At 57.4% G+C, this 17,457-nt stretch carries 15 protein-coding genes; 8 read left to right on the forward strand and 7 right to left on the reverse strand.

Annotation, left to right across the window (positions count from 1 at the left end):
• Positions 1-11: 11 nt before the first annotated feature.
• The 4 genes from ACTJJ7_RS02735 to ACTJJ7_RS02750 all read right to left on the reverse strand — a co-directional run bounded on the left by ACTJJ7_RS02735 (position 12) and on the right by ACTJJ7_RS02750 (position 5,744).
• Positions 12-557, reverse strand: a complete 546-nt coding sequence (locus tag ACTJJ7_RS02735) for a (2Fe-2S)-binding protein (protein ID WP_105733625.1) — start codon at positions 555-557, stop codon at positions 12-14.
• Complete coding sequence (locus ACTJJ7_RS02740; protein WP_440965210.1) at positions 554-3,379, reverse strand: xanthine dehydrogenase family protein molybdopterin-binding subunit; 2,826 nt, start codon at positions 3,377-3,379, stop codon at positions 554-556. Before ACTJJ7_RS02740 ends, ACTJJ7_RS02735 begins: the two co-directional genes overlap by 4 nt.
• A gap of 239 nt (positions 3,380-3,618) precedes the next feature.
• Positions 3,619-4,593 carry a DUF2971 domain-containing protein gene (locus tag ACTJJ7_RS02745; RefSeq protein ID WP_440965213.1) on the reverse strand — a complete coding sequence of 325 codons (975 nt, stop codon included), beginning with the start codon at positions 4,591-4,593 and terminating at the stop codon, positions 3,619-3,621.
• Between the two features lie 173 nt (positions 4,594-4,766).
• Positions 4,767-5,744, reverse strand: coding sequence for an MBL fold metallo-hydrolase (locus ACTJJ7_RS02750; protein ID WP_440965488.1), 978 nt, complete (start codon positions 5,742-5,744; stop codon positions 4,767-4,769).
• 98 nt (positions 5,745-5,842) lie between these two features.
• Between ACTJJ7_RS02750 and ACTJJ7_RS02755 the strand changes: the two genes are divergently transcribed.
• From ACTJJ7_RS02755 to ACTJJ7_RS02790, 8 genes are all read left to right on the forward strand, one after another.
• The gene (locus tag ACTJJ7_RS02755) at positions 5,843-6,772 is read left to right on the forward strand and encodes a LysR family transcriptional regulator (RefSeq protein WP_440965215.1); all 930 of its coding nucleotides are present in this window, start codon (positions 5,843-5,845) and stop codon (positions 6,770-6,772) included.
• A gap of 188 nt (positions 6,773-6,960) precedes the next feature.
• On the forward strand, positions 6,961-7,851 hold the full coding sequence (locus ACTJJ7_RS02760; RefSeq protein ID WP_105733630.1) for a LysR family transcriptional regulator: 891 nt from the start codon (positions 6,961-6,963) through the stop codon (positions 7,849-7,851).
• Between the two features lie 111 nt (positions 7,852-7,962).
• Entirely contained in the window at positions 7,963-8,766 is an 804-nt protein-coding gene (locus tag ACTJJ7_RS02765) for a carbon-nitrogen hydrolase family protein (protein ID WP_440965218.1), read from the forward strand.
• Positions 8,767-8,777: 11 nt separating this feature from the next.
• A complete protein-coding gene (locus ACTJJ7_RS02770) occupies positions 8,778-9,449 on the forward strand; it encodes an RraA family protein (RefSeq protein ID WP_105733631.1) in 672 nt (223 codons plus the stop codon).
• 33 nt (positions 9,450-9,482) lie between these two features.
• Entirely contained in the window at positions 9,483-10,523 is a 1,041-nt protein-coding gene (locus ACTJJ7_RS02775) for an ABC transporter substrate-binding protein (protein WP_105733632.1), read from the forward strand.
• Between the two features lie 32 nt (positions 10,524-10,555).
• Entirely contained in the window at positions 10,556-11,665 is a 1,110-nt protein-coding gene (locus tag ACTJJ7_RS02780) for an ABC transporter ATP-binding protein (RefSeq protein ID WP_440965220.1), read from the forward strand.
• Positions 11,662-12,546 carry an ABC transporter permease gene (locus ACTJJ7_RS02785; protein ID WP_440965222.1) on the forward strand — a complete coding sequence of 295 codons (885 nt, stop codon included), beginning with the start codon at positions 11,662-11,664 and terminating at the stop codon, positions 12,544-12,546. The genes ACTJJ7_RS02780 and ACTJJ7_RS02785 overlap by 4 nt, the downstream gene beginning before the upstream one ends.
• Positions 12,547-12,551: 5 nt before the next feature.
• Complete coding sequence (locus ACTJJ7_RS02790; protein ID WP_130272715.1) at positions 12,552-13,346, forward strand: ABC transporter permease; 795 nt, start codon at positions 12,552-12,554, stop codon at positions 13,344-13,346.
• 26 nt (positions 13,347-13,372) lie between these two features.
• Here the strand turns inward: ACTJJ7_RS02790 and ACTJJ7_RS02795 are convergent, their stop codons facing one another.
• From ACTJJ7_RS02795 to ACTJJ7_RS02805, 3 genes are all read right to left on the reverse strand, one after another.
• A complete protein-coding gene (locus tag ACTJJ7_RS02795) occupies positions 13,373-14,395 on the reverse strand; it encodes an LLM class flavin-dependent oxidoreductase (RefSeq protein ID WP_440965224.1) in 1,023 nt (340 codons plus the stop codon).
• A 180-nt stretch (positions 14,396-14,575) separates the two neighbouring features.
• Positions 14,576-16,642, reverse strand: a complete 2,067-nt coding sequence (locus ACTJJ7_RS02800; protein ID WP_440965225.1) for an ATP-binding protein — start codon at positions 16,640-16,642, stop codon at positions 14,576-14,578.
• Positions 16,639-17,382 carry a response regulator transcription factor gene (locus ACTJJ7_RS02805; RefSeq protein ID WP_280952404.1) on the reverse strand — a complete coding sequence of 248 codons (744 nt, stop codon included), beginning with the start codon at positions 17,380-17,382 and terminating at the stop codon, positions 16,639-16,641. The genes ACTJJ7_RS02800 and ACTJJ7_RS02805 overlap by 4 nt, the downstream gene beginning before the upstream one ends.
• Positions 17,383-17,457: the final 75 nt, after the last annotated feature.

Genomic DNA, 17,457 nt, shown 5'->3' on the forward strand with positions numbered 1-17,457 from the left:
TACTTACTCCCTCAGGTTTTGACGAGGCCGGGTGTCTTCAGCACCAGGTCGCGCACGGCCTGGTGATAACGGACATAGCCGGTACAACGGCAGATATGATTGTCCAGCGCTTCAGTGATGGCCTGTTCCAGATCGGCCCTGGCGATCGGCTTTCGTTTCAACTGGTCGATGAAAACGGTTGCTCCGGTGACAAAGCCCGGCGTGCAGTAACCGCATTGGAACGAAAAATTCTCGATGAAGGCCTGCTGAATTGGTGAAAGTTCCACAATGGCGCCGGAGGCATCGCGTTTGGCGTGCCCTTCCACCGTGCGCACCTTTTTGTCCTGGAACCAGTGCGCACCCGTGATGCAGGTGCGCACCTCATCGAGCGTACCGTCATTCTTTTCCACGATCACCGTGCAGGCGTGGCAGATGCCTTGCCCGCAGCCCATGCGTGAACCCGTCAGATTGAGATACTCATAGAGGAAATCCTGCATCATCATGCCCTCGGGCACGTCAACGGGATCAATTGCCTTGTCATTGACGGTCAGCGACAGCTTTTTTGTAGCCAGGGTCATGCCAGCGCTCCCCGTATCTTTTCCGGCGTAATCGGCAAATCGTAGAAGCGCTTGCCGATGGCGTGCGACACGGCATTGGCAAGAGCCGGCACCACCGCAATCATCACGACCTCGGCGATACCCTTGGGCGGGTCGGTTTCCGAAAGCGGCGCGAGGATTTCGACGGTCTGGGTCCAGACTGCCACGTCTTTCGAACGAGGCAGCTCGTAGCGGTTCCAGTTCCAGGTGCCGTCGCCGGGACCATCTTCATACAGCGGCAGATACTCCTTCAGCGCATGGCCGATACCCATGGCGATGCCCCCCTGGATTTGCCCGGAAACCAGTTCGGGAACCACCTGGGTTCCGCACTCCATGATCGAGTGATGCGAAAGCAGGGTGACCTCGCCTGTCGCCGTGTCGACGCTGATTTCGGCCAGTGTCGCCATCGGCGCGTAATAGGTGACGCCGGCATTGTTGCGCTGGGTGGGGGGATAATGCACCGCCGCCCGGTCGACGAACTGCCAGCCGTCAAGTGTCATGAGCGTTCTGGTTTCGGCGGAGGCGCCGTCGCCATATTTCAACGCAAGCGCATCGACTGGAAGCCGCACCCGTTCCGCATTCGGGATGTCGAACTCGGCTTCCGTCCATTGCCACCGGTTGAAGGTATGGACCGTCACGCCGGTGACGAGACCGAGCCGGTGCGCTTCGGCTGCAACCGCCTCGAAGCGCAACGGCGGCAGCCCGCCTGCATTCACCTCGCCATTTTCAAGCCGGATATCCTCGCGCCGCACGGCGTAGGGGGTCATTGAACCGCCGCCGATGCCGCGCGACCACAGTGACTTCGCCGCCGGCCAAATGGCAAGGTCGACAAGCGCATGCGCCGCTTGCCGCGTGGCGTGGCCGAGATAATAGACGCTGTTGGTTGCGCTCATCGGCGAGGTGAAACTCGGTGTCCAGCGTGGGTTTTTGCTGTGCTTGTCCTCGTCTTCCTGAGACATGGTGTATGGCTCATCGGAGGTTTCAAGCGGCATCTGCGGCCAGCGCACCTTGCCGAACTCTGTCTCGTCGGGAACGCGGCCGAGAATGTCGCCAACCATGATCGCCTGCGACGTGGTCGTGCCTGTCCCGATCTCATGTGCCACATGCGCGAACCTGATCCGGCCCGATGCATCGAACTCAAGCGCTGCAAGTGCCGACTCCGCGCCTGTGCCATAATCCTTCTGCACGTGACCGTAGCCGACGCCGTAGCGCTTGCCGGGATTGGCGGCATCGAACGCGGCCTTCTTTCCGGCGCGGTTTGTCCACAGCGGATGGTCGCGCGCCTTGAGCAGGATTTCCTCGTTGCGCAGCGCGCCTGCGGGGATGGCCCCTTGCGTGTTCTTCATTCCGGACTTGAAAACATTCTTCAAGCGAAGGTCGATCGCATCCATTTTGAGGATTTCGGCAACCTCGTCGACCATCATTTCGGTCGCCGACATGGACTGGAGGGTGCCATAGCCTCGCGTTGAGCCCGCGTCGACAGCACGTGAGGCAATGGCCGCGGCCGAAAAATCGCTTTTCGGCAGATAGTAGATCGATTGCGCCGCCGTTGCCCCGACGAAGCCCACTGAAAACGAGAAGTTGGGGCGCCCGCCGCCGTCGTTCTTGAAATGGCCGGTCATGGCGCGAAACTGGCCTGTTTGACGGTCAACGACCAGCGTGTTGTCCATCCAGAAGGCATGCCGCTTCAGTCCCATCTGGAACTGCTCGTAGCGATCATTGGCAAGCCGTACCGGACGGCCATTGCCATAGAGACCCGCCAGGACGCAGAAGAATGGAAAGATGGAATGATCCTTGGTGCCGTAGCCCACGGTATAACCGACCTTGAGGTCGACTTCCTTGAGATGGAATTTCGATTTGGAGACGAGGCTCGCCGAAACCTCGGCCACTTCATAGGGCGACTGCGTCGCCATCATGATGTGAAGGACACCGGTTGAGGCATCATACCAGACATTGCCGTTGTCTGCCTCCATGGCGGACGCATCGACCGACTGCGAGAAGTACTTGTGTTTGAAAACCAGCAGGTCGTTGCTGGCGTCGCTGATTTCTTTCTCGATCTGCGCGGCGGCAGCCATGCCGCGCGCCATGGCATTGCCTTCGCCCGCAGCCGGCCATGCCGGTTCGTCGCCGGCAAAACCGCCATAGATCACAGCATCCTTCAGCGGCGAGTAGCGGTCATCCGCGTCAGGCGTGCCGCCGTCGATACGCACATAACGCGCCGCGCCATAGTGGGCCGGATGGCTGTAAGGCGCCTTGCCGCCATAGCGGACCACCGTATCGTCGAAGCGTATCAGCCGCTTTGCCGCGTCGTAACGGGCGAAGTCGTGATAGACGAGGAGTGCGACCGGCTGCCCGAGCAGCCGGGCTGTCTGCCCTTTCGGCACGAAGAATACATCACCATAAAAGCCTTCGCCCGGGATGGTGATATCGTCGGCAACGAGATCTTCGTGAAGAACGACGCGATCGGGTTTCAAGTCGTCGCCGAGAAGGCTCAGGTCGATGCCTTCGAATATGCGATCTGCTTTGGTCGCATGCAGCATGAAGGCGTGCGCCTGCTGCTTCGGCCAGTTTTCAAGATCGCGGGCGCGGTAGTCGCGCGCGAAGGTCTTTCCACCGGTAACCTTGGCAATGGCGTCGAGCCGGTATTTCGGCTTGCCATCGGCCTTGAGCCAGTCGGGCCCGGGCAGGGGAGGTGTTTGAACGAGTGCAGCCTGAGCCGGTGCCGAGAGAAAAGATACCTTGATGGCAATGCCTGCCGCGACGCTGCCTTTGATAAAGGTTCTGCGCGAAACATTGGGCCTCATGTTTTCCTCCGAACAATTGCCAACAATCTAGCGCGCCATTTGTTGTATAGATAGAGCGGGCGCAATTTTAGTGTCAAATAATACACGGTACTGCCGGTGAAGAAGTCACCGTTCTATGGTCGGCCCGTTCGGATGTACACCAACTATTTGCTGGTTGTTTAGCCCTCTAAACAAGTGTTGCGGCCGCAAGATCGATAAACGCCTTGGCCGCACCGCGCATTGCCGGGTGTTCAAACGCTCTACCCCATGGCTTTGGCGCGAACCGGCAACTTCGACATGATGACTTTCGCAGCGGGTTGCGGCACGTTTTTCTCGGCCAGTTTTGACACGATTTCTTCCCGGACCGCCTCGGCATGCATGGAAGGGCCGATAATGACCCGCGAGATCAGCTGGGGAAATTCCAGTCCGGTGATGTTCTCCATCGGCCGGTTCTTGAGGGGGAGTGTGTACATCGTCCGGTTGCTGCCTTCGACGCCGGAATTATGCTTGGTGAGCAGTGTCGACGGCCACAGAAGCGGGTTGGTCAAGACACGCCATTCCCGCTCGTCGCCAAGCCCAGGGTGCTTGGAACATGTGGCGGCAAAGAGCAGCATCAGGAAGGTGACTTCACGCAGCAGAGCCCGGTTGGTCCGGGCGATGAACTGCTCATTCTCCAACAGAGTGGCGGCAACCGTTTCAAACTCGCCGATGAACTGCTGTCTTGTCCAATATGCAACCGGGCTCGAATAGGCTTTCAGTGCCTGCGCCACCTGCATGAACGGCAAGGTGTCGACAACGACCGCAACACCGGTGACATCCCGTTCAAAGGCCCGCCACAAAGACAGGCGCCCGGTATTGCTCTCGGCAGGATCGTGTTCGGCGACGGACAGGACATAGGTCTCGTTTCGCACATCCGGCAGCCGGTCCTGAAATTTCCTGACGCCTTCACTCCAAACACCCGGTGCGCACCGGTCAAGCGCGTCGGCGAGCGCCGTGCCGCCGGAACGGCCGATCCAGTCCTGCAGTCTCTCCACGCCGATCTCAAGGTCGTGGTGATCGTTCATATCGCGGGTGTTCTGGAACTCGATCTCTCCGCTGTCGAGAATGTCGAGCAGATTCTTCGACGTGGTGTAATGGACGAACCGGGATTCCGGCGTGATGGCCGCACGGCTTTTGAAGGTACTCGGCATGAAGATGCTGAGAATTCTGACAACGGCCGGATCCCAATTTTCCATAGACATGTTCCTTGGATTTGACGCAAAGCCGCCAATGCGCTCGCAGCACACCGGTATGCACCGGTTGCCTTAATTTTCAAGGGGCTATCTACAGGCCAAGGATGAGATTCGCGCCGCTGCTTCATTACAACAGACAATTGATAGAACGAATTCAACGGCTTATATCTGGAACCCTAGAGAATCGAACTGTAGTTGAGAGGCACCCAATCGTAATTGGAGCTGTCACGGCGCACATGTCCAATGCCGGGGAAGGAGATGTGCGCGCCTGCGACAAGGTAACCCTCATTGGCAGCCTCGCTGAACGCTGCTTGTCTGGAGATGATGGCCTTCTCCGAGTCTTCGTCGAATGCGATTGCAATACCAGGCTCGTCAAATTGGACGATATCGCCGTGTGTGATGTCGCCCCAGATCACCAGTTTCCGTCCCTGGCTTTCAAGCACAACTGAGGAATGACCCGGCGTGTGGCCCGTGCGCAGGATCGTCTTGAAGCCCGGTATAGGTTCGGCATTGTCGGCGAAGGTCCTGAGCTTTCCGGCGTCGATGTAAGGGTTGATCGCCTCCATTGCTTCCCTATAAAGCCCCTTCTTTGTATCCGGAGCGGCCTTTGCGTGCAGAGGATTCAGCCAGTAATCGACATCACGTTTATTGACGTGCAGCAGGGCATTGGGGAAAGCGCGCTTGCCATCCGCAATCAAGCCACCCGAATGATCCGTGTGAATATGGGTCAGGAGCACATCATCGATCTGCTCGGGTTGATAGCCCGCCGCCTGAATATTCCCGATGAGCTTACCAAGGGTCGGCCCGAGATACGTACCGGTGCCTGCGTCTATCAGAACCAGCCGGTCACCCGTATTGACAAGATAGGCGTTGACCGAGGCTTCGGAGGGAGATGACTGAAACACACCGGACAGTATCTTGTCGATATGGTCGGGCGTTGTATGGTTGTACAGCGTATTGAGAGGTATTTTGACGGTGCCGTCGGAGAGCGCCACTATTTCATAGGCGCCGAGCATCAGCCGGTGATAGGCTGGCGCTATGCTCTTGATTTGAGCCGCACGAGCGAAAGCTTCGAGCGGTGTCAATGCTGAAAGAGCCGTTGCTCCAAGCATCAATAGCGCTGTTCCCTTGAGCATCGATCTGCGTGTTGTCATCATGGCCGTCTCCAATTGCCTGTAGCAACTCTTTTGAATTGCAGCTTCATGCAAAACAGGTATTGGTGATCAGTCCAGCAATCAAATCGATACGAAGAATGAACTCCATCGATCATTTCAATCTACGCTCGTTCGATCTCAATCTGCTTGTTGCGTTTGACGCCATGATGCAGGATCGCAGCGTTACGAAGGCCGCGGCACGTCTGAAAATCCAGCAGCCCGCCATGAGTCACAATCTCGCAACGCTGCGTTTGCTGCTGCAAGACGACCTGTTCATACGTATGGGACAGATCATGCAGCCGACGGCGAAAGCTCAGGCGCTGTCGGTACCCATCCGCCTTGCATTGAATCAGGCGCAATCGGCCCTGAATGCCCGTGTTGCTTTTTCCCCGGAAACAGAAGAGAGAACATTCCGCCTTGGTCTTTCCAGCGAAATAGAGCTTCTGCTTCTGCCTGATCTGACCGCACGGCTGCAAGCGCAAGCACCCGGTATCAAGGTGCTTTCCCGCGTTGCGCATCCTGATCAGGTTGAGGCGATGATCGATATGCAGGCCATTGATCTGGCGGTGGGATGCTCGCACCACAATGGACCGCGCTACAACAGCGAGGTGATGTTCGACGCGCATGTCATGTGTTGTTTTAATCCGCTGCTTCTGGATTTGGACGTGCCGGTAGACAGGCAAACCTATCTGTCCCAAAGGCATGCGGTTGTCTCGCAGACAGAAAGCCTGCACGGTTGTGTTAAAGAGGCACTTGAACACGCGGGTGTTGATCTGGATGTTGTGGCTGCGGCGCCAGACTTTTTGTCGGTCCTTTCAACCGCAATGAAAGCGCCTGTTATCGCAACTGTGGCTGCTCGCGTGGCTCTCAAATACGGGCCCGTCCTGGGTCTGCGGGTTAGTCCCGTTCCACTGGATCTCAAGTTCCCGCCAGTTACTATGGTGTGGTCACATTATGCCGACAAGGATCCGGCCAGTCTTTGGATGAGGCGCCAGATCAGGGAAAGTTTTGAAATGGCACCTGTCTGAAAGGCGGGTATTAGACATTCCGAAGTGAGCTTGGATTTGCACGGTCTCCCTCAGATGGCCAGTGTGAATGATTCTCTGGGGCCTCTTTTCGCTGCACGCTCCGGAAACGTGCGATTTCATAGGCGATGCGCATTATCCATTGGCATCATTATTCCTTTGCGGGAAGATGGGAGAAAAAGGGGTCCCTCATGAACTTGCGCTTTGTCGAAACATTTCTCTGGATCGTCCGCCTTGGCAGTTTTAGTGCCGCGGCGGAAAAATTGAACACAACCCAGGCCTCGATTTCCAACCGCATCGCAACGTTGGAACGTGAACTGGGCGTGCAATTGTTCGATCGCGATACGCGCACGGTCAAACTCACGCCCGTTGGCCAGCAGGCTGTCGCGAAGGCCGAGGACATCGTGAAAGCGGTCAGCGAGTTCCGCGAAGCGATCGCCGATCCGACGAGCCTCAAGGGTTCGGTCAGCATCGGAACCATCGATTCCATCGTGCACTCGTTTTTGCCGCGACTCGTCGAGCGGGTTCAGGAGCGCTATCCGGGTATCGCCATCGATCTGAATGTTGATACGAGTCTCAATGTGGCGCGGGAAATCATCGAGCGGAAAATTGATCTGGCGCTGATCATGGGGCCGGCGCTCGATCACGGTCTGGTCAATATCGATCTGGGCACCTATCGCTGCGTCTGGGTGGCCAGCCCGAAATACGGCCTGGCGGGAAAGCCGCTGACGCTTGCGGATATTGCAAGTTATCCCCTGTTGGCTTTTTCCAAGGGCAGTGTGCCCCATCACGGCCTGCTGCAGCAGTTTCGCGAAGCTGGCCTTGAGGCGCCGACGATCTCAAATTCGAATTCGCTGGCAACAATCATGCGCCTCGCCAAGGACGGCCTTGGAATAGCACCTTTGCCGCGGGTTATTCTCGGGGACTATGTCGATACCGGCGCGCTGGAGATCCTCGACGTTACGCCCGTGTTCCATCCGCTGACATTTCATGCGGTCTACGCGGATCATCCGGACAGCCTGTTGCCTTCGATCATTGCGCAGATGGCGGCTGAAGTATCCCTTTGCATGGCCGACGCCTGATAGTTCCGGTCTGGCCCATAAGAAAATTCTATAGGATTGCTCAATTATTTCGAGTTTGTCTGGAGCCGATATTTTCCGCACGATCCCTTCATCAACAATGGAGGAATGAGCGTGAAAGTAAGTCTGATCCAAATGAACTCGCAGGATAGCAAGACCGCCAATCTCGAAACGGCTGCGCGGCTGATCAATGAAGCTGTCGAGAGTGAGTCGCCAGATCTTGTCGTTCTGCCGGAATATTACGCCTTTCTCGGCGAAGGGCGGGAGAACATCTACGCCAATGGCGAAACCTTCCCCGACGGCGATGGTTATCGCCTGATGGCCGGCCTTGCCGCCCGGCACAAGGTGACCATTCACGCCGGCAGCATTGTCGAACAGGACGGCAACAAATATTACAACACCACCATTGTATTCGGTCCGGACGGCAGGGAACTGGCAAAGTACCGGAAGATTCACCTTTTCGACGTGGATACACCAGGCGGCACCATCTATCGCGAATCCGATACGATCAGCCGGGGTGAGGACATTGTCACCTACCAGGTCGGCGACACCAAAGTTGGCTGTGCCATCTGCTATGACGTCCGCTTCCCCGAACTCTTCCGCAAGCTGCGTGACGAGGGTGCCGAGGTCATCGTCCTCCCGGCCGCCTTCACCCTGATGACCGGCAAGGATCATTGGGAGGTTCTGGCCCGCGCCCGCGCGATCGAAACACAGACCTATTTCCTCGCCGTTGGCCAGACGCTTTCCAATTCAGAGGGGCGCAAATGGTGCTGGGGGCATTCGATGGTCATCGATCCGTGGGGGCATGTCGTGGCGCAGTGCTCCGATGGTGTCGGAACCACCAGCTCAAAGCTCGACCTGAGCTATGTCGCCAAGGTGCGCGGTGATGTGCCCGTCGCCCGCCATCACGTTCTCTAAGAGGTAAAATCATGTTTGAAGTCAATGAAATGCCGCGTCAGATCAATGCCGATCTGATCAAGCTGATGGAACAGGTCGAAACGGCGACGATCGGACACTTCCTGCATTCGGGTTTTATCGACCGGGAAATCCGTGCGGTCCTGCCGGAAAAACGTGTGGCGGGAACGGCCGTTACGGTTCGCATCCCCCATGCAGACTCGACAATCCTGCATTACCTGACCAAGCTGGTACGGCCGGGTGATTTCGTCGCTATCGAGCGGTGCGGCGATGACCGCCATGCCTGCTGGGGCGGTGTCGTTACCCACGCCATGAAACTGGCGGGTATCGTCGGAGCCGTGATCGATGGGCCTGCGACGGATTTTTCTGAAATCCGCAAGGTTGAAATGCCGATGTGGTGCCGCGGACCGTCACCGATAACAACAAAAATTTTGGGATTGGAGGGCGCAATTAACGTCCCGGTCACAGTCGGCGGTCAGGTTGTCAGGCCAGGTGATGCCATCATTGCCGATGAGAGCGGTATCGTTGTTCTCTCACCCTCTCAGGCCCGCGCTGCGACGGAAAAAGCACTTGGCATGCAGGAAAATGAAATCACACTGCTTGAGCGCCTGCGCAACGGTGAGTTTCTTCCCGATATTTCAGGTGCAACGAAAATCGTGGAGGGTCAAAAGCGCCAGGTTGCCTGATCGAAAACAATCAACTCAAAAAAGGGGAACGAGATGATGTTCGCAAGACTTTCAATTGCTGCTTCTGCATTCACAATTGCCGCAATGTCCAGTGCCTGGGCGGAGACTGTGACACTGACGGCCTATAGCGGGATATTTCAGGAACATTATACCAAGGCTGTCATCGAGCCTTTCATGAAGAAATATCCCGATATCACCGTGCAGTTTTACGGTATGCCGAATTCGGCCCAGATGCTTGGCACATTGCGTGCGCAAAAGAGCAGTCCGCAAATCGACGTGGCCATTCTCGACGTGAGCGTGGCCAAGGCGGGAGCGGATGAGGGTATTTTTGACAAGATCGATGAGAGCGTCTCGCCGAACGTCGGGGATCTCTATCCCAATGCACGCGTGGAGGGTGTTGCGGGGGTCGGCGTCACCTTTGATAATCTCGTTCTCATCTACAACACGGATCAGGTCAAACAGGCACCGAAGTCCTGGAACGTGCTATGGGACAAGGCTTATCAAGGCAAACTGATCATTCCTTCGGTCCCCGATATTCAGGGCACGACCTTTACCATCATTTCAAACAAGCTCGCGGGCGGTACTGACTACAAGACCGACCTCACGGCGGGGATCGCCAAGATTGGCGAACTTGCTCCGGGCGTGCAGACCTGGGAGCCCAAGCCCGACGTTTATGCGCCGATTGCCAATGGACAGGCCGCGCTCGGCATCGGCTGGAATGCCCGCGCACAGATTTATGCGCAGACATCAGGCGGAAAACTCGGTGTTTCATTGCCCGAGGAGGGCAGCGGGTTTCAGATCAATACGATCAATCTTGTGAAAAATGCTCCGGCTGGAGATGCCGCGAAAAAGTTTATCGATTACGCGCTCAGTCCGGAGGCCCAGGCCGCATTCACCAGCGAAATGTTCTATGCGCCGACAAACTCAAAGACAGTTGTCGCCAAGGATGCAATCGAGCGCACGGCAGCGGGCGATATGGACAAGATGATCGATATCGATTGGCTGGCCGTGGCGAAAATCCGGGATAACATCACCGAGCAGTGGCGCCGCCGCATCATTCCGCTCAGCCGCTAGACCTTGTCAGCAGAGAAAATTTGGAGGCTAGAATGATGCATCAAACCATCAAAGGCAGCGGCGTTGCAGCGGTCAAAGACCCTTATCTTTGTCTCGAAGGCATCAACAAGAAGTACGGCCTGATTGAAGTCATTTCCAATCTGAATCTCGAAGTTCGCAAGGGCGAGCTGATTGCCCTGCTTGGTCCCTCCGGCTGCGGCAAGACCACGACCCTGCGCATGATCGCGGGCCTTATCACGCCGACCGCCGGCAGGATCGCCGTCGGCGGCCGCGACGTCACCCGCATTGCCCCGCATGGCCGTGACATGGGGCTGGTCTTCCAGAGCTACGCCCTTTTTCCCCACATGACGGTGGCCAAGAACGTGGCTTTTGGCCTGGAAATGCGGGGTCTGTCCCGCGCTGAGATTGGTGCGAAGGTTACCAGGGCTCTCGGGATGGTTCAGCTTGAACATCTTGCCGGACGCAAACCGCGGGAACTTTCGGGCGGACAGCAGCAGCGCGTTGCATTGGCGCGCGCCCTCGTGATCGAACCCTCGATCCTGCTGCTCGATGAGCCGCTTTCGAACCTCGATGCGAAACTGCGCGACGAGATGCGGACGCAAATCCGGGATATCCAGCAGCAGCTCGGCATCACCACGGTTTTTGTGACGCATGACCAGGTGGAAGCCCTGAGCATGTGCGACCGCATCGTTGTCATGAAGGGCGGACTGATCGAACAAGTGGGAACGCCGCATGAAATCTACGAACATCCCGCCACACCCTTCGTGGCTTCCTTTGTCGGGCGCACCAATCGCATCAAGGGTGTCAGGAACGCGGATGGCAGCATAGGCATTGGATCATCGCTGATCCGGTCCGCTTCTTCCGTAAAACCGGGCGATGTGATGGTGATGGTGCGTCCGCATCGCATCCGCATTGATTGGAGCGGGACCGAACGGCAAGACGAAACAGCAAACCGTATTGCCGCGTCGCTGTCGCGGATCACGTTTGTCGGCGACGTCATCCAGTATCATTTCGATGTCGACGGCTCGGAGTTTATTGTCGAGGAGACGACGGTAAAGTCTCAGGCGGGTCATCACACGGGCAAACAGGCCACATTGTCATGGGCTGTCGAAGACACGTTCGTTTTCGGAGCGGATCAATGACAACAGCAACGTTTGATCTGGCTGCCGATGTTCCAAAACGATCCAGTACAGCCGGTATTGCGGTTGTCCTGTTGTTGCCCATTGCGCTGGTGAACGCCATCGGTTTCATTCTTCCCGTCCTCAACCTGGCAAGAATGTCCTTCAACGAGGCCTTGCCCGGCGGCGGGATTGCCGAAACCTTGACCGCCGCCAACTGGACCGGATTGCTGCAGGATCGGTTCTATCTGGACCTGATCGTCAATTCCGTTGCGGTGAGTCTCGGGATCACACTTGCCACGCTGCTGGCCAGCTATCCCATCGCGCTCTATCTTCACCGGGCATCCGGTGTCTGGCGGACATTTTTGACCATTCTGGTGATATCGCCGCTTCTGACCTCAGCTGTGGTCCGGACTTACGGCTGGATAGCACTTCTGGCGGAACAGGGACCGGTTGCCAATGTCATCGCCGCGATGGGATTTCAGCCGCCGCGGATGATGTTCAACACGACGGGTGTCGTCATCGGGCTTACCGAAATTCTCATGCCCTATATGATCCTGTCGCTCATGGCGGGGTTTGGCCGCCTGGATCCAAAGGTCGAGGAGGCGGCCCGAACATTGGGCGCGACGCCGTTCAGGACATTCTGGCGCGTTATCCTGCCCCTGACACTGCCCGGTATCGCTCTTGGCTGTCTTCTTTGCTTTGTCCTCGCCATTTCATCGTTCATCACCCCGAAACTGATGGGCGGTGGCCGCGTGTTCCTGCTGGCGACGGAGATTTATGATCAGGCAATCGTAACATTGAACTGGCCGCTGGCCGCCACGCTCTCCATGCTGGTGCTGATCATCTTCGGTGCAGCATTGGCGGTTTACTCGCGCGTCCTGCGCATGATCGATCAAGGATAATGACGATGGAAGACAACCCAACCTCGTGGTTCATGCGCGTGACCGTCGGCCTTTTGTTTCTTTTCCTGCTTGCGCCGGTGCTGCTCGTGTTTCCGATTTCTTTCAGCGGTGATCGGGTGCTTGCCTTTCCGCCGAGTTCCTGGTCGCTGCGATGGTATGAGGCCCTGCTTGGAAACAGCGTGATGATGCGTGCCTTCCTGACCAGCCTCGGACTTGCAGCCGTGGTCACGGTGCTGTCGCTGATCATCGCGATACCTGCGTCCTATGCGATTGTTCGATTGAAAGTGCGCGGATCGGAATTCCTGTTCAACCTGTTTACCGCACCGTTGCTGCTGCCGACGATCGTTCTGGGATTGGCCATCCTGATCATTTTCGCGTCGACGGGATTGCTTGCGACATTTACCGGGCTCGTCATCGGCCATTTGGTGATCACGCTTCCCTATGCGCTGCGCGTCCTGTCGGTATCTCTGGGGAATCTTAGTCTTGCCTGTGAAGAAGCTGCTTCCTCACTCGGCGCCAAGCCTTTGATTGTGTTCAGAAAGGTGACGCTTCCGATGATGGCGCCGGGCATCGTCGCCGCCACGGCGCTCTGTTTTCTCGTTTCGTTTGACGAAGTGGTCATTACGCTGTTCCTCACCGGTCCGCGCATGACGACCCTGCCGGTGGAGCTGTTCCATCACGTCGAGAGCCAGGCGGACCCGCTGGTCGCAAGCGTTTCGGTTCTCCTGATCCTGATGACAATCGCCGTGGTCATGATCGTGGACCGGACCATGGGGCTGACGAAAGCTTTCGTGAAATAGGATGCGGCGCCTGTTCTGGCCTGCCCTCACTTCCATCCGAGGGCAGGCGCAACGTGCTTCAGGATCGCTTCAAGCACGTGTGCATTGTAGTCGACGCCCAGCTGGTTGGGCACTGTCAGCAGCAGGGTATCGGCTTCCTTGATGGCCTCATCCTGTGCAAGCTCCTTGACAAGCGCTTCGGGCTCGGCGGCATAACTGCGGCCGAAAATGGCTCTGGTGTTTTCATCGATGTAACCAACGGAGTCCTGTTCCTTGTTGCCATTGCCGAAATAGGCGCGATCGCGGTCGTTCACCAAGGCAAAGATGCTCCGGCTGACGGAAACACGCGGGGTCCAATCGTGGCCCGCTTCCTTCCAGGCGTCGCGATAGGCCCGTATCTGCGCGGCCTGCTGGACATGGAACGGCTCGCCGGTTTCATCATTCTTCAGCGTGGAGCTTTGCAGGTTTACACCGAGCTTGGCCGCCCACACAGCCGTCGCGTTCGAGCTTGCGCCCCACCAGATACGCTTGCGCATGCCTTCGGAATGCGGTTCGAGGCGCAGCAGACCGGGCGGGTTCGGAAACATCGGCCTGGGGTTCGGTTCGGCAAAGCCCTTGCCGCTGAGCAGACCCAGGAAAACCTCCGCGTGCTGGCGCCCCATATCGGCGTCCGTGGCACCATCGTCCGGCTGGTAGCCGAAATAGCGCCAGCCGTCGATGACCTGTTCCGGCGAGCCGCGGCTAAGCCCCAACTGCAGCCGGCCGTTGGAGATCAGGTCCGCGGCACCGGCATCCTCCGCCATGTAGAACGGGTTCTCGTAGCGCATATCGATGACCGCCGTGCCGATTTCGATATTCTTGGTTTTCGCGCCAATGGCTGACAAAAGCGGGAAGGGCGAGGCCAGTTGCCGGGCGAAATGATGAACACGGAAATAGGCGCCGTCGATGCCAAGCTCCTCGGCGGCGACCGCCAGGTCGAGCGACTGAAGCAGTGCGTCTCCGGCCGAACGGGTTTGCGATTGCAGGGAAGGCGCCCAGTGGCCAAACGAAAGGAAACCGATTTTTTTCATCATATCACACCTGAAAAGGAGCAAACCCATTTGCTCGGGAGCGCTCAATATGGGGCCGGATACCAGTGGTTGTAAGTCCGTTGAACAGTCTGTTCGAAGAGTGGGATGGGAGCGGTGTGAACCAGCAGCCGGATGGCGCGCTTTTGTGTCTTGTGGCGGGCCTGCAGGAACGAGGTAAAGTCAGGCAGTTTCAAGGAATGACATGGTTATCGTGGTCCCGACATTGACGGTCGACATCAGGGTTATGTCACCATTGGCCTGACGCACGAAGCCGTAGACGATTGCCAGCCCCAGCCCCGTACCGCCCGATGATCTGCGCGTGGTGAAATAAGGCTCGAACACGCGATCAATGAGTTCAGGCGGGATACCCTTGCCCGTATCGGTCACGACAACACGCACGCGATCTGCCGTGTGTTCGAGCGCAATGATGATGTCACCGCCGTCAGGCATGGCGGCAGCGGAATTGCGGCAGATATTGACGATGGCTTGCTCGAACAGGGCCGGATCGAGCGACACATCAGGCAGGTTTGCGGGCGCGTCTATTGTCAGACTGATGCGCGGACCCAGTATGACATGCAAAACATCCTCGACCCCGCGCAATGTCTTCCGCAGGTCGCAGCGAACGGGAATATTGTGCTGTTTGCTGGCAAAGGAAAGCATGCCTTCAACGAGTTCCTTGCCGCGTTCCGAGGCTTTGCGAATGCGGGCGACGTTGCGTTTCTGCGGATCAGTGAGGGTGCCCATTTTCTCCAGCATTCCCACGCTGCCAACGACAATTCCGATCATATTACCAAGCTCGTGGCTGAGCTGATGGCTGAGGCGCACCAGGCCGTCGAGCTTTTTGGCACGCTGGACCTCCTGTTCCTGGTTTTCCTGTTCAGTGATATCGCGCACCACGACAATGGAGCGGTCCCCCGGCTGATCCGTACGGGAAACTTCAAGGATCCTGTTGTTCTTGCTGATACGGGTAACACTGGGCACGCCATCCGGCACGGGCCCAGCGCTGGAGATGGTGAAGGCCGAAGCCAGTTGCGGCAAGCTCCAGGTCCGGGCTGTCGCTCCAACGCCGGCGAACTCGACAATACGCCGGTTCATGGCCATGGCCTTTCCGTTCGCATCAAACAGGGCGATGCCTTCATTCATGCTGCGAAACGTCCAGCGGATCGTACGGGCCGCCCGTGTTGCCCGGATATGGAGGTGATTGAAGCGCTCTACACTGTTCTTGAACGCATTGAACGCCCGGATAAGATCCTGCAGCTCCGTCTCGTTCGTGCCCACGGCGGGCAGGCGGACATCTCTTTCGCCTCTGGCCAGCCGGTTCAATGCATCGGAAATCTGGGCGATTCCCGCCGATACCCGAATGATCGAGTAATAGATGGTCACGGTGCAGAGTATGATCACAAGCAGCACAGTTGCGAGAACGAAGGTCCGCATGCTGTCGAGATTGTTGGATATGGCCGCAACACCGGTATTGAAATCATTGCGGAGCAACTGACTCTGTTGTTCGAGCCCGGATGTGAGTTTTTGCGATGCATTGCGCATTTCGCTCAGGATGCTGCGCATCTCGATGAACCGGCGCAGATAAATCTCGCGCATCTGAAAGATTTGCTCGTAGATGCTGTACTGCACCGAGCGCTGCCCCGCAGATGCCGGGGTGAGGACAAAAGCGGAGCGGCGAAGATACGAACGGCGTATTTCGCCGAGGCTGAAAAGGCTGTCGGCAGAAGCAGCGTTCAGCGCGAACTGTTTCAGTTGCAGGTCCGGTTCGGGGCCTGTGCCGTGCCGGATCGCCTCAAGGCTCCGGGTAATCCTGTCCTTGTAGAGCTGCGCTTCCTCTGCCGCGGCAGCCAGCTTCAGGGTGGTTGCGCGGACCGATCCCAGGGCGTCGACCAGCTCGGCTGTACCCGGCGTATCGGTTGATCCGGATGATCCGCCATTGCGCGCAATATACCCGCTCAAGGAATCGATCTGTTCCGCGATGGACAGACTTTCGTCGGACAGGCGGTACGGCGATGTGGTGTTGAGTATGAAGGGGGCGGAGGAAAGAAGGGCCGATGCCTGGCGCGAAATGTTGGATGCCACGGCGAGATCCGCATAGGTCTGTACACCATAGGATGTCATTTGCGTCTTCGCATCGGTCAGGCTTTTGACCGCCATGAGCGACAACAACAGCACAAGGGCACAGATGAAGCCGATGGCAAGGGGGATGCGAAAGGCGATGGAATTGAAGAACCGGTCCGCAATCACTGGACAGCCTGCTCGGCTGGATCAAGGACAAGCATGTAACCTTTGCCGCGATTGGTCTTGATGTGCTTTGGCATGGAGGGATTGCGTTCAATCTTGCGCCTGAGTCTGAGGACAAGAACGTCGATGTTGCGGTCTATATAGAGCCGGCCATCTGAACCCAGACGCTGCAGGATTTCGACCCGGTCAATCGGTATTCCGGGTTTCGCCGCCAGGATTTCCAGCAGGGAGAATTCGGAGTTTGTGAGCGTGGCGAGCGGATTGCTGGTGGAATAGGCCAGGCGCGCTTCAAGATCGATCAGCCAGTCGCCTATCCGGATCGTTCTGGTGCTCTCGCGCCTGTCAGGTTGTTCCGCTGGGCGGCTTGGGACTGTCGACCGGCGCAGGACAGCCTTGATCCGCGCAGCCAGTTCAATCGGCTCGAATGGCTTGACCACGTAATCGTCGGCTGCCGTTTCCAGCCCCAGCACGCGGTCAATCGAGCTGCCCGCAGCCGTCACCATGATAATACCCTTGTCGGTATCACGCCGAAACCGCTGCGCCAGCGAACGGCCGGAAATACCAGGCAGGTTGTGGTCGACCAGGAGGAGGGAGATCGACGTATCGTCGATCTTTTCCAGCGCCTCTTCGGCCGAGAAGACACGAATGGCTTCCCAACCCTCCGATTCCACCAGATCCGCAATGACTTCGGACATATCTGGATCGTCTTCAACAATCAGAATTCGAACCGGCGAACTATTCAAGACGGATTCCCTCACAGTATTCTCACAGATTTTATTTTAATATGAGTAACAGGGCTTGTCAGCAAGCCGTGATGT

Origin of the sequence: Phyllobacterium sp. 22229 (assembly GCF_052056495.1) — a bacterium.
GTDB lineage: Bacteria > Pseudomonadota > Alphaproteobacteria > Rhizobiales > Rhizobiaceae > Phyllobacterium > Phyllobacterium myrsinacearum.

What these genes read in the sequence shown, in the direction of transcription:
- ACTJJ7_RS02735 (WP_105733625.1), bottom strand. Translation starts at nt 557, where the DNA reads ATGACCCTGGCTACAAAAAAGCTGTCGCTGACCGTCAATGACAAGGCA.
- ACTJJ7_RS02740 (WP_440965210.1), bottom strand. Translation starts at nt 3,379, where the DNA reads ATGAGGCCCAATGTTTCGCGCAGAACCTTTATCAAAGGCAGCGTCGCG.
- ACTJJ7_RS02745 (WP_440965213.1), bottom strand. Translation starts at nt 4,593, where the DNA reads ATGGAAAATTGGGATCCGGCCGTTGTCAGAATTCTCAGCATCTTCATG.
- ACTJJ7_RS02750 (WP_440965488.1), bottom strand. Translation starts at nt 5,744, where the DNA reads ATGACAACACGCAGATCGATGCTCAAGGGAACAGCGCTATTGATGCTT.
- ACTJJ7_RS02755 (WP_440965215.1), top strand. Translation starts at nt 5,843, where the DNA reads ATGAACTCCATCGATCATTTCAATCTACGCTCGTTCGATCTCAATCTG.
- ACTJJ7_RS02760 (WP_105733630.1), top strand. Translation starts at nt 6,961, where the DNA reads ATGAACTTGCGCTTTGTCGAAACATTTCTCTGGATCGTCCGCCTTGGC.
- ACTJJ7_RS02770 (WP_105733631.1), top strand. Translation starts at nt 8,778, where the DNA reads ATGTTTGAAGTCAATGAAATGCCGCGTCAGATCAATGCCGATCTGATC.
- ACTJJ7_RS02775 (WP_105733632.1), top strand. Translation starts at nt 9,483, where the DNA reads ATGATGTTCGCAAGACTTTCAATTGCTGCTTCTGCATTCACAATTGCC.
- ACTJJ7_RS02780 (WP_440965220.1), top strand. Translation starts at nt 10,556, where the DNA reads ATGATGCATCAAACCATCAAAGGCAGCGGCGTTGCAGCGGTCAAAGAC.
- ACTJJ7_RS02785 (WP_440965222.1), top strand. Translation starts at nt 11,662, where the DNA reads ATGACAACAGCAACGTTTGATCTGGCTGCCGATGTTCCAAAACGATCC.
- ACTJJ7_RS02790 (WP_130272715.1), top strand. Translation starts at nt 12,552, where the DNA reads ATGGAAGACAACCCAACCTCGTGGTTCATGCGCGTGACCGTCGGCCTT.
- ACTJJ7_RS02795 (WP_440965224.1), bottom strand. Translation starts at nt 14,395, where the DNA reads ATGAAAAAAATCGGTTTCCTTTCGTTTGGCCACTGGGCGCCTTCCCTG.